Annotated in this window: 9 protein-coding genes; 4 read left to right on the forward strand and 5 right to left on the reverse strand. The window is 74.6% G+C overall.

The features are described from left to right. Nucleotides 1-82: 82 nt before the first annotated feature. The 3 genes from ACGFZL_RS30420 to ACGFZL_RS30430 form a co-directional block, all read right to left on the reverse strand. Nucleotides 83-1,087 carry a glycosyltransferase family 2 protein gene (locus tag ACGFZL_RS30420; RefSeq protein WP_393696569.1) on the reverse strand — a complete coding sequence of 335 codons (1,005 nt, stop codon included), beginning with the start codon at nucleotides 1,085-1,087 and terminating at the stop codon, nucleotides 83-85. Continuing rightward, nucleotides 1,084-2,730: a carbamoyltransferase gene (locus ACGFZL_RS30425; RefSeq protein WP_393696571.1), complete on the reverse strand. Its 1,647-nt coding sequence runs from the start codon at nucleotides 2,728-2,730 to the stop codon at nucleotides 1,084-1,086. The genes ACGFZL_RS30420 and ACGFZL_RS30425 overlap by 4 nt, the downstream gene beginning before the upstream one ends. A gap of 137 nt (nucleotides 2,731-2,867) precedes the next feature. Beyond that, a complete protein-coding gene (locus ACGFZL_RS30430) occupies nucleotides 2,868-3,848 on the reverse strand; it encodes a UDP-glucuronic acid decarboxylase family protein (protein ID WP_393696573.1) in 981 nt (326 codons plus the stop codon). 128 nt (nucleotides 3,849-3,976) lie between these two features. Between ACGFZL_RS30430 and ACGFZL_RS30435 the strand changes: the two genes are divergently transcribed. Both ACGFZL_RS30435 and ACGFZL_RS30440 read left to right on the forward strand, forming a co-directional pair. Next, nucleotides 3,977-4,765, forward strand: coding sequence for a polysaccharide deacetylase family protein (locus ACGFZL_RS30435; protein WP_393696575.1), 789 nt, complete (start codon nucleotides 3,977-3,979; stop codon nucleotides 4,763-4,765). A 49-nt stretch (nucleotides 4,766-4,814) separates the two neighbouring features. Beyond that, nucleotides 4,815-5,255 carry an SRPBCC family protein gene (locus ACGFZL_RS30440; RefSeq protein ID WP_355175615.1) on the forward strand — a complete coding sequence of 147 codons (441 nt, stop codon included), beginning with the start codon at nucleotides 4,815-4,817 and terminating at the stop codon, nucleotides 5,253-5,255. An 8-nt stretch (nucleotides 5,256-5,263) separates the two neighbouring features. Here the strand turns inward: ACGFZL_RS30440 and ACGFZL_RS30445 are convergent, their stop codons facing one another. After that, nucleotides 5,264-6,409 carry an XdhC family protein gene (locus ACGFZL_RS30445; RefSeq protein ID WP_393696578.1) on the reverse strand — a complete coding sequence of 382 codons (1,146 nt, stop codon included), beginning with the start codon at nucleotides 6,407-6,409 and terminating at the stop codon, nucleotides 5,264-5,266. A gap of 50 nt (nucleotides 6,410-6,459) precedes the next feature. Further along, complete coding sequence (locus tag ACGFZL_RS30450) at nucleotides 6,460-7,917, reverse strand: NCS2 family permease (protein ID WP_393696580.1); 1,458 nt, start codon at nucleotides 7,915-7,917, stop codon at nucleotides 6,460-6,462. A gap of 442 nt (nucleotides 7,918-8,359) precedes the next feature. On the opposite strand from ACGFZL_RS30450, the gene ACGFZL_RS30455 reads away from it, so the two are divergent. Together ACGFZL_RS30455 and ACGFZL_RS30460 are read left to right on the forward strand one after the other, a co-directional pair. Beyond that, on the forward strand, nucleotides 8,360-10,036 hold the full coding sequence (locus tag ACGFZL_RS30455) for a PucR family transcriptional regulator (protein WP_393696582.1): 1,677 nt from the start codon (nucleotides 8,360-8,362) through the stop codon (nucleotides 10,034-10,036). 120 nt (nucleotides 10,037-10,156) lie between these two features. Continuing rightward, the gene (locus tag ACGFZL_RS30460; protein ID WP_393696584.1) at nucleotides 10,157-10,939 is read left to right on the forward strand and encodes a hypothetical protein; all 783 of its coding nucleotides are present in this window, start codon (nucleotides 10,157-10,159) and stop codon (nucleotides 10,937-10,939) included. The last annotated feature ends 90 nt before the right edge of the window (nucleotides 10,940-11,029 follow it).

Genomic DNA, 11,029 nt, shown 5'->3' on the forward strand with positions numbered 1-11,029 from the left:
GGGTGGTCGACCCCGCTCGGCCGGCCGGCGCCGGTCGCCCGGTCGGTCCTCGTCCGGGTCGGCCGGACGTCCTCGGTGCCGCTCATGCCGCCACCTCCCGCCACGCCGGCGCCGCCCGGTGGCGCCACAGCCCGCTCAGCCGGTGCCAGGTGGCGGCCGGCGGGATGAGGGCGCTGGTGGCGAGCATGGTCGTCACCTCGTGCCGGCTGCGCGGTCCCGGGGCGATGCGGGTCCAGGCGAACTCCGCGGTGCCGGCGGCCCAGCCGAGGCCGGCGAGGGCGGCGGCACGGGGCCGGCCGGCGGCGGCCAGGGCCAGCGCGGCGGCGCCGGCGGCGGTGACGGCGACGTGGACGCGGATGCGGCCCCGGGGGGCCACCGCCTTCGCCCACCAGTCGGGTCCGTGCAGGCGCCGCATCAGGGCGTCGTCGGCGTTGCCGCGCTGCTGGCGCAGGGAGACCCAGCGGGAGGCGGGCCGCACCGGGTGCCGGGTGGTGCGCCGGCCCTGCCGGATCCGCCAGCCGCCGTCCAGGACGCGCAGCGCGAGGTCGGCGTCCTCGCGGAAGGCGCGGGTGAAGCGCTCGTCGAAGCCGGCGACCTGCTTGAGCGCCTCCGCGCGGTAGGCCATGTCGGCGGTGATCCAGCGGGCCTGCGCGAGCCCCGCGGTGCCGCGCTCCCAGTCGGTGGGGCGCCGCTCGCCGGGCAGCGGCACGGCGATGACGCCCTGCACGGCCCCGGTGTCGGGCGCCGCCTCGGCGAGGTCCTGCACCAGCTGGTCGCACCAGTGCGGGCCGACCTGCACGTCGTCGTCGAGGAAGGCGATCCACGGCGAGGCCACGGCGGCGGCGCCGGTGTTGCGGGCGGCGGCCGGACCGCGGCCCCCGCCGCGCAGCACGGTCGTGCGCTCGCGCAGGTCGCCCAGGACGCTCAGGGCGTGTTCGAGGGCGCCGGGGTCGGCCGCGGGGCCGGGACGGTCGTCCACGAGGACGATCTCCTCCGGCTTCGGGCCGGTGGCGGCGGCGAGCGCGGCCAGGCAGTCGGCCAGCGTGGCACGGGCGAGGGTGGGGACCACCACGGCGTAGCCGGTCATCCGCGGGCCTCCCGGAAGGCGTCGCCCCGGCGGATCGCGAAGGGGCCGAGGGCGAGCAGGTCCACCGGCGCGGAGCCGAAGCACTCCAGCGCGTCGCGCGGGTCGTCCACCATGGGCCGCCCGGCGGTGTTCAGGCTGGTGTTGACGACGACGGGCAGCCCGGTGCGCCGTTCGAAGGCGGCCAGCATCCGCGCGACCAGCGGCTCGCGCCGCTCCTCGACGGTCTGGACACGGGCGGTGCCGTCGACGTGCACGACGGCCGGGATCCGGTCCCGCCAGGCGGGCGCCACATCGTGCACGAACAGCATGTACGGGCTGGGCATCGGCCCGTCGAAGATGTCGGCGGCGCGCTCGGCGAGCACCATCGGGGCGACCGGGCGGAACTCCTCGCGGCCCTTGACCTGGTTGAGCCGCTCCAGGTTCGCCGCCCGGCCCGGGTGCGACATCAGGGAGCGGTGGCCGAGCGCGCGGGGCCCGAACTCGCTGCGCCCCTGGAACCAGGCCACGATCCCGTCCCGGGCCAGCTCCTCGGCGACCGTCTCGGCGATGTCGTCGGGCTCCTCGTAGGGGATCGCGGCCGTCTCCAGCCAGGCCCGCAGCTCCGCGTCGCTCCAGCCGCGCCCGAGGTCGGCGCCGGACATCGGCTCGGGCACGGCGTCCTGGCCGGCCACGTGCAGGGCGCCGCCGAGGGCGGTGCCGGCGTCGCCGGCGGCGGGCTGCACCCAGACGTGCCGGTACGGGCCGCGCGCGGCGATCTTCGAGTTGGCGACGCAGTTGAGGGCGACGCCGCCGGCCATGGTGAGGGCCTCGCCGCCGGCCTCGCGGTGCAGCCAGTGCACGAGGTCGAGGAGCAGTTCCTCCAGGGCGGCCTGGGCGCTGGCGGCGAGGTCGGCGTGGTCCCGCGTCCAGTCGGCGCCCTTGGCGCGGGCCGGGGCGAGCGCGGCCCAGTCGACGCCGTGGGCGCGGAAGCCGCCGTCGCCGGTGGCGTGCACCCGCTCGCGCAGCCGCTCCAGGTGGCGGGGCTCGCCGTAGGAGGCGAGCGCCATGACCTTGTACTCGTCGCTGCTGCGCAGGAAGCCGAGGTGCTCGGTCAGCTCCTCGAAGACCAGGCCGAGCGAGTGCGGCAGCGCCTGGGTGGCGAGGGTGTCGAGCTTGCCGTCGCGGTAGCGGCCGGCCAGGTGGGAGGCGCACTCGCCGCGCCCGTCCAGGACCAGCACGTCGTTGTCGGGGTGCGGGGAGGCCGGCCCGGCGGACGCGGCGTGCGCGACGTGGTGCGGCACGAAGACGACCTGCTCGGGGTCGAGCCCGGGCAGCGCCTCGGCGAGGAACTCCGGCGCGCGGCGGGCGTACTCCAGGCGCAGCGGGTCCCAGGGGTCGTCCAGGCCCATGTCCCGCGCGGGCCGGGCGAGCGCCGGGTCGAAGGAGTAGGCGACCGCGTCCAGTTCCTCGGGCCGCACCCCGGCCTGGTCCAGGCACCAGCGGGCGGACAGCTCCGGCAGCTCCCAGGCGGAGAAGGGCAGCGGCCGCTTGCCGTGCTTGCGGCGGCTGAAGCGCTCTTCCTCGGCAGCCGCGACGGTCCGGCCGTCGACCACGAGGGCGGCGGCCGGGTCGTGGAACAGGGCGTTGACGCCAAGGACGCGCATGGGTGCTCCTGTCGGTATCCGGAGGGCGGGCCTCCGGACGGCTTGGGTCCCGCGAGGCGGTTGGCTCAAACGCTTGAAGTCAGCTCAATTGCTGTGAATCACGGACAAATCACTCTGGGTGACGGCGCGCCCGGCGGTCAGGCGGCGACGGCCCGGTCCGTGAACCAGCCGATCGTCCGCTCCAGGCCCTCGCTCCATCCGGTGCGCGGCTGCCAGCCGAGCAGCTCGCGGGCGCGGGTGGTGTCGGGGCGGCGCCGGCCGGGGTCGTCCACCGGGCGCTCCACGAAGCGGATGCGGGAGCGGGACCCGGTGAGGTCCACGATGCGCCGGGCCAGCTCCAGCATGGTGATCTCGTCGCTGCCGCCGATGTTGACGGGGCCGCTCTCGCCGGACGCGGCGAGGGCGAGGACACCGGCGATCGTGTCGTCCACGTAGCACAGGGAGCGGGTCTGGCCGCCGTCGCCGGCGACGGTGAGCGGGTGGCCGTCGAGGGCCTGCGCGATGAAGGTGGGCACGGCGCGGCCGTCGCCGGCGCGCATGCGGGGGCCGTAGGTGTTGAAGATGCGGACGATGGCGGTGTCCGTGCCGTGCACCTGGCGGTGGGCGGTGACGAGGGCCTCGGCGAAGCGCTTGGACTCGTCGTAGACGCTGCGCGGGCCGATGGGGTTGACGTTGCCCCAGTACTCCTCGCGCTGCGGGTGCTCCAGCGGGTCGCCGTAGACCTCCGAGGTGGAGGCGAGCAGGAAGCGGGCGCCGTCGGCGCGGGCGCGCTCCAGGGCGTTGCGGGTGCCGGTGCTGCCGACGTCGAGGGTCTCCAGGGGGAGGCGCAGGTAGTCGGCGGGCGAGGCGGGGCAGGCGAAGTGCAGCACCAGGTCGAACCGGCCCGGCAGGCCGCGCGTCGCCGCCGGGTCGGTGGCGTCGGCCTGGACGAAGCGGAAGCCGGGGTGCGGCTCCAGGTCGGCGACGTTCGCGTGCGAGCCGGTGGCCAGGTTGTCGAGGCAGACCACCTCGGTGCCACCGTCGAGCAGGCGTCCGCACAGGTGGGATCCGACGAAGCCGGCTCCGCCGGTCACCAGGGCCCGGCGCCAGGGCCGGCCGCTCGGGGGGCGCTCGCTCATCGGGCTCTCCTGTCACTCGCCGTCATGTGCCGTGGCGGCTGAGTAACCGGAGGGAACCGTTCCTATCCCGAACAGGTATGCGCAATCGACTATACACCCCATATATACACGTTGTGTATAGTCCTCGCATGCCTTCGCTGACCATCAAGATGACGAACACCCGCTCGAGGTTCCGCGGCACCGCCGCCCTCGCCGCGGCGGGCGCGCTGACGCTGGCGCTGAGCGGCTGCGCGAAGCTCCATACGACCGCCCCCAGCTCCGCCCGCGGCGCCGCCGCGACCGCCCAGGCGCGGGCCGCCTTCGGCACGGCCGACTGCCGCCGCGCCAAGTGCGTGGCGCTGACCTTCGACGCCGGGCCGAGCGAGCACTCCGCGCGACTGCTCGACATCCTCAAGGAGAAGCAGGTCCCGGCGACCTTCTTCCTGCTCGGCAGACATCACATAGACACCTATCCGGAGCTGGTGAAGCGGATGGCCGCCGAGGGGCACGAGGTCGCCAGCCACACCTGGACGCACCGGATCCTCACCGAGAGCACGCCGGACCAGATACGCGAGGAGCTGGAGCACCCGAACCGGGAGATAGCGCGGCTGACCGGGCACCGGCCCACCCTGATGCGCCCGCCGCAGGGCCGCACGGACGACACGGTGCACGACATCTGCCGCGAGCTGGGGATGTCGGAGGTGCTGTGGAGCGTGACCGCGAAGGACTACAAGACCGACGACTCCGACCTGATCACGAAGCGGGTCCTGGACCAGGTCTCCCGGGACGGCATCATCCTGCTGCACGACCTCTACGACGGCACCGTGCCCGCCGTGCCGGGCATCATCGACGCGCTGAAGGAGCGGGGCTACGTCTTCGTGACCGTGCCGCAGCTCCTCGCGCCGGGGAAGGCCGTGCCGGGCGAGGTCTACCGGTAGCGGACCGGCACGCCGCGCACGGGGGGTCGCGACTGCCTACGATCGTCGGGTGGCCACCTTCTCGATCGACCGCACGGCCCCGCTTCCCCCCGAGGAGGCGTGGCGCCGGCTCACCGACTGGCCCCGCCACGGGGCGGTGGCGCCGCTGACCCGGGTCACCGTCACCACTCCCCCGCCGGCCGGCCTCGGCACGGTCTTCGTCGCCCGCTCGGGCGCGGGCCCGCTCGGCTTCGACGACGTCATGGAGGTCACCGTCTGGCGTCCGCCGCGGGACGGCGAGGCGGGGCTGTGCCGGCTGGAGAAGCGCGGCCGGGTGGTCAGGGGCTGGGCCGAGATCGAGGTCGGCCCGCGCCCCGGGGGTCGCGCCCATGTGCGCTGGCGGGAGGAGGTCGGCTCCCCGTACCTCCCCGCCCTCTTCGACGGCGCGCTGCGGACGGGGGCCCGGTTCATGTTCGGCCGCGCGGTGGACCGCCTGCTGCGCACCGCTTGAGAGGACCCTCAGGCCACCGATCCGATCCGGCGGGCCGGGGTGTCCTCGTGGTGGATGGGGGTGTGGGCGCCGGCCAGCGGGACGCCGGTGCCGCCGCCGCGGGCGGCGACGACCTCCGCGACGATGGACAGGGCCGTCTCCTCCGGGGTGCGGGCGCCGAGGTCGAGGCCGATCGGGGACCTGAGGCGGGCCAGCTCCAGCTCGGTGGCGCCGTCCGCGCGCAGGCGCTCGTTGCGGTCCAGGTGGGTGCGGCGGGAGCCCATCGCCCCGACGTAGGCGACCGGCAGGCGCAGGGCGAGCCGGAGCAGCGGGATGTCGAACTTGGCGTCGTGGGTCAGCACGCACAGCACGGTGCGGGAGTCGACCTCGGTGCGCGCGAGGTAGCGGTGCGGCCACTCGGCCACGACCTCGTCGGCCTCCGGGAAGCGGGCCCGGGTGGCGAAGACGGGGCGCGCGTCGCACACGGTCACCCGGTAGCCGAGGAAGGCGCCGGCGCGGACCAGGGCCGCGGCGAAGTCGATGGCACCGAAGACGATCATCCGGGGCGGCGGCACCGAGGACTCGATCAGCAGCGTGAGCGGTGCTCCGCACCGTGAGCCCTGCTCACCGATCTCCAGGGTGCCGGTGCGCCCCGCGTCCAGGAAGGCCCGGGTCTCGGCGGCCACCGTGCGGTCCAGCTCGGGGTGGGCGCCGAAGCCGCCCTGGTGGGAGCCGTCCGGGCGGACGACCAGCGCGCGGCCCGTCAGCTCCGCGGGACCGTCGGCGATCCGGGCCACCGCCGCCGCCTCGCCCCGCGCGGCGGCGGCGAGGACGCCGGCGAGCACCGGACGGGCGGGGTCGCCCACCCGTACCGGCATGATCAGGATGTCGATGACGCCACCGCAGGTCAGGCCCGCGGCGAAGGCGTCGTCGTCGCTGTAGCCGAAGCGCTCCAGGACGGTCTCCCCGTCCTCGAGCGCCTGCCGGCACAGCTCGTACACCGCCCCTTCCACACACCCGCCGGAGACCGAGCCGATCGCCGTGCCGTCGGCGTCCACCGCGAGGGCGGCGCCCGGCATGCGGGGCGCGCTGCCGCCGACGGCCACCACGGTGGCCACGGCGAAGTCCCGCCCCCGCTCGACCCACCGGTGCAGTTCTTCGGCGATGTCCAGCATCTCTCGGTCTCCTCGCGGCGATGTCAGGGGGCGGGTTCCCGCCCGGGCGCCTAGTGCACGCCCAGCCAGCTCTCGATCGGGTTGAGGGCGAAGTAGACGAGGAAGATCGCCGTCAGGACCCACATGAAGGCGCCGACCTCGCGCGCCTTGCCCTGCGCCGCCTTGATGACGGTGTAGGAGATGACGCCGGCCGCGACACCGGTGGTGATGGTGTACGTGAACGGCATCAGGACGACGGTGAGGAAGACCGGGATCGCGGTGGCGCGGTCCGCCCAGTCCACGTGCCGGGCGTTCATCATCATCATGGCGCCGATGACCACGAGGGCGGCCGAGGCCACCTCCTGGGGCACGATCGCGGTGAGCGGGGTGAAGAAGAGGCAGGCCGCGAAGAACGCGCCGGTGACGACGGCGGAGAGGCCGGTGCGGGCGCCCTCGCCGACACCCGTGGCCGACTCGATGAACACGGTCTGCCCGGAGCCGCCCGCGACACCGCCGATGGCGCCGCCGGCGCCGTCGATGAACAGCGCCTTGGACAGGCCCGGCATCCGGCCCTTGTCGTCGGCGAGCTTGGCCTCGGTGCCGACGCCGATGATGGTCGCCATCGCGTCGAAGAACCCGGCGAGCACCAGGGTGAAGACGATCATGCCGACGGTCATCGCGCCGACCTCGCCCCAGCCGCCGAACTCGACCTCGCCGAAGAGCGAGAAGTCGGGCATGGAGACCGCGCTGCCGTGCAGCTCCGGAGCGCCGTTGGCCCACTGCTTGGCGTCGATGACCCCGCCGGCGTTCAGCAGCGCGGCGATGACCGTGCCGGTGATGATGCCGATGAGGATGGCGCCGGGGATGTTGCGGGACTGCAGCGCGAAGATCAGCAGCAGGGTCGCGGCGAAGAGCAGCACCGGCCAGCCGGCCAGTTCGCCCGCCGGGCCCAGGCTGAGCGGGGTGGCCTTGCCCTGGTGGACGAAGCCGCCCTTGTAGAAGCCGATGATGGCGATGAACAGGCCGATGCCCATGGTGATGCCGTGCTTGAGGGCGAGCGGGATCGCGTTCATGATCATCTCGCGCAGCCCGGTGACCACGAGCAGCATGATGACCGCGCCGTACATCACGCACATGCCCATGGCCTGCGGCCAGGTCATCTGCGGCGCGACCTGCGAGGAGAGCACTCCGGAGACGGAGAGGCCGGCGGCGAGCGCGAGCGGCACCTTGCCGACGAAGCCCATGAGGAGCGTGGTGAAGGCAGCCGCGAAGGCGGTCGCCGTGATCACGGCCTTGGCGACGAGCGTGTCCCCCGCCGCGTCCTTGCCGGACAGGATCAGGGGGTTGAGCAGGAGGATGTACGCCATCGCCATGAAGGTGGTGATGCCGCCGCGCACCTCGCGCGAGACCGTGGAGCCACGGTGGGTGATGTGAAAGTAGCGGTCGAGCCACGATCTGCCGGCCGGGACGCGGGAACCCGCGCCCGCGTCGTCGGCAGTGCTCGTGGGCTCCAGTGACTGCTGGGTCATGGTGCCGTCTCCCAAGGTTCAAAGGGGCACCCGGCTCCGCGCTCTGGGCGGCGCCGGGATTTGGGATGGTCCTGACCCGGGGGACGGCCCGAGACGAACGCATATGGGGTGGAGCTGGTGGGACGGATGAGCGGGTGGGAAGTGCTCCGGGCGGCGCGGAGAATGTGACGTTCCATGCGCCGCCCGGAGGTCTTTCAAGCCAGATCCGTGTGTGGAGGTCCGGCTCGTTCATGTGCTGTTCACGCGGAGTGGGCTCAGTACACCGCCCCGCGCGACACCGGGGTCAGTCGCAGAAACCATGAAGGACTTGGCTGGCCAACCCGGGCATCTTGTAGATTCGTATGAACAACGGGCCCCGGTGTCCCCTTCGTCCTCCTCGGACGACGGGCGACCCGGCCGGGCGTTCGAGAACACTTCGAGACAAAGATCGGCGGCGACGAGAATGCGGCTGCGCGCATTGCTGGACACCGACGCGCTGGGCCTCAAGCTGCTCGGCGGCGAGGACGAACTGGACCGCTCGGTGCGGGGCGTGATGACCACCGACCTGCGCGACCCGAGCCGCTACCTCTCCGGGGGCGAGCTGGTCCTGACCGGCCTGGCCTGGCGCCGCGACGCCGCGGACTCCGAGCCCTTCGTCCGCCTCCTGGTGCAGGCCGGGGTGAGCGCCCTGGCGGCCGGCGAGGCGGAGCTGGGGCCGGTCCCCGAGGACCTGGTGGTGGCGTGCGCGCGGCACCGGCTGCCGCTGTTCGCCGTGCACGAGTCGGTGGCCTTCGCGACCGTCACCGAGCACGTCGTACGGCAGGTCTCGGGCGAGCGGGCCGGGGACCTGGCGGCCGTGGTGGACCGGCACCGCCGGATGATGACCTCGGGCCCGGCCGGCGGCGGCCCCGATGTGGTCCTTGACCTGCTCGGCTCCGACCTGGACCTGCGGGCCTGGGTGCTCTCCCCGACCGGGCGGCCGGTGGCCGGCTCCCGGGCCGCCGGCCCCGCTCTCCTGCCGCCGGAGACGTGCGCCGCGCTGGCCGCCGAGCACCTGTCCGCCACCCGGACGGGGCGCCGGGCGCCGCACCGGGTGACCCTGGACGCCACCACGTACAGCCTCTTCCCGGTGGGCGAGGGCGGGCGCGGACCGCGCTCCGGCCGGGACGTGCGCGAGACGGTGCTGTCCGACTGGCTGCTCGCGGTGGAGGCGGACGCCGGCGACTGGGCCGAGGAGCGGCTCGACCTGCTGTACGGCGTCACCCAGCTGATCGCGGTGGAGCGGGACCGGCGGGACGCGGCGCGCACGGTGCGGCGGCGCCTCGCGCAGGAGGTCCTGGAGCTGGTGCAGACCGGCGCCGCGCCCGCCGAGATCGCGGCCCGGCTGCGGGTGGCGGCGCCGGTGCTGCTGCCGGGGCTCGGCACGGCCCCGCACTGGCAGGTCGTGGTGGCCCGGGTGGAGTGGCAGGACGGCGAGGCGGAGACCGGGCCGGTCGCGCAGACCCTCCTGGAGGAGATCCTCGTCGACCGCCTGGCCGCCGGGCCCGACCACGCCGACCGCATCGCCGTGGCGCACACCGGGGACGAGGCCGTCGCCCTGGTGCCGCTGCCGGCGGTGGCCGGCGAGCACGACGGCGCGGAGTCGGGGGTCCTCGCCGACGCGCTGCTGGCCTCCGTACGCGACCCGCTCGCGGCCGGCCTGGACGGCGACGGCCGGGTGACCATCGGCGTCAGCGCGGCCGTGCACTCGGCGGAGGGGCTGCGCGGCGCGCTGGAGGAGGCGCGGCACGCGCGGCGGGTGGCGGCGGCGCGGCCGGGGCGGGTGTGCGCGGCGGGCCACCAGGAGCTGGCCTCGCACGTCCTGCTGCTGCCCTTCGTCCCGGACGACGTGCGCCGCGCCTTCACCGCGCGGCTCCTGGACCCGCTGCGGGACTACGACCGCCGGCACCGGGCCGAGCTGATCCCGACCCTGGAGGCGTTCCTCGACAGCGACGGCTCCTGGACGCGCTGCGCGACCCGGCTCCACCTGCACGTCAACACGCTGCGCTACCGGGTGGGGCGCATCGAGCAGTTGACGGGCCGTGACCTGTCGCGCCTGGAGGACAAGCTCGACTTCTTCCTGGCGCTGCGGATGAGCTGAGCCCCGGGCTCTGCCCCGACTTTGTGAATTCCTTCACTCACCCCCCTTGGCCCTGCCCCTGGATCCGTGCTGAGATCAGGCGACCGCTCGAGGCTCGATGGCGTGCTAGGGGAGGGCGAGGTGGCGTATTCCGCCATGGCTGGTTCCGGTGGGGGGACGACCGACGGCGACGATCCGCTCCAGACCGCGGTGTGGCGGCTGCGTTCGCGCGCCTGCTGGGCCGACGCGGCGGCCCTCCTGGAGCCGGTCAGCGCGGCCACCGCGCTGCAGCGGGCCGCGCTGCTCGTGGAGCGGTGCCTGTACACCGAACGGGGCTGGCCCGAGGCGGAGGACGCGCTGCGCACCGCGGAGGCGCTGGCCGAGGGCGACGACCAGCGCGGGGCCGCCGCCTGCGAGCGGGGGCAGCTCGCCTACGCCGCCACCGTGCACGGGGTGCGCGACCGGGCCGACGAGGCGCGGGCGGCGCTCGGCCGGGCGGCGGCGCTGATCGCGCCGGGGGCGCGGGGGCGGGCGCTGCTCGACTTCCGGCGCGGGCTCGTCGCGGAGAACCTGACGCGTTCCCCGCAGGGCGCCCGCGCGGCGTACCGGCGGGCGCACGCGGGCGCCACGGCGCACGCCGACGCGCTGCTCCAGTCCTTCACGTGGCGCCACCTGGCCGGACTCGCGCTGCGCGAGGGCGAACTGGCGGAGGCGCGGCACGGGTTCGCCGAGTCGCTGCGGATCAGGGAGGAGCTGGGCTACCTGGTCGGCACGGCTCCCGCCCTCGCCTCCCTCGCCGACGCGGAGTCCGAACCGGAGGCGACCCGCCTCCGCGACGAGGCCCGCCGCCTGTTCCGCTTGCTCGGCGGCGTCCCGACCTGGCTGGCGGCCCAACTGAGCCCACCGGGGGTGGCAACGGCCTAGTACTGCAACGGTCTTTTTCGTGATGGTTTATCGGCTTCTGGTGGTGTGTGGCCGCGTCGTTTGTAGTGGCTGATCCGGGCTTGGTGCTGT

The sequence above is a fragment of the Streptomyces sp. NPDC048182 genome, assembly GCF_043202555.1.
In the GTDB taxonomy this organism is placed as follows: Bacteria; Actinomycetota; Actinomycetes; order Streptomycetales; family Streptomycetaceae; genus Streptomyces.

What these genes read in the sequence shown, in the direction of transcription:
- ACGFZL_RS30450 (WP_393696580.1), bottom strand. Translation starts at nt 7,917, where the DNA reads ATGACCCAGCAGTCACTGGAGCCCACGAGCACTGCCGACGACGCGGGC.
- ACGFZL_RS30455 (WP_393696582.1), top strand. Translation starts at nt 8,360, where the DNA reads ATGCGGCTGCGCGCATTGCTGGACACCGACGCGCTGGGCCTCAAGCTG.
- ACGFZL_RS30435 (WP_393696575.1), top strand. Translation starts at nt 3,977, where the DNA reads ATGCCTTCGCTGACCATCAAGATGACGAACACCCGCTCGAGGTTCCGC.
- ACGFZL_RS30430 (WP_393696573.1), bottom strand. Translation starts at nt 3,848, where the DNA reads ATGAGCGAGCGCCCCCCGAGCGGCCGGCCCTGGCGCCGGGCCCTGGTG.
- ACGFZL_RS30420 (WP_393696569.1), bottom strand. Translation starts at nt 1,087, where the DNA reads ATGACCGGCTACGCCGTGGTGGTCCCCACCCTCGCCCGTGCCACGCTG.
- ACGFZL_RS30445 (WP_393696578.1), bottom strand. Translation starts at nt 6,409, where the DNA reads ATGCTGGACATCGCCGAAGAACTGCACCGGTGGGTCGAGCGGGGGCGG.
- ACGFZL_RS30425 (WP_393696571.1), bottom strand. Translation starts at nt 2,730, where the DNA reads ATGCGCGTCCTTGGCGTCAACGCCCTGTTCCACGACCCGGCCGCCGCC.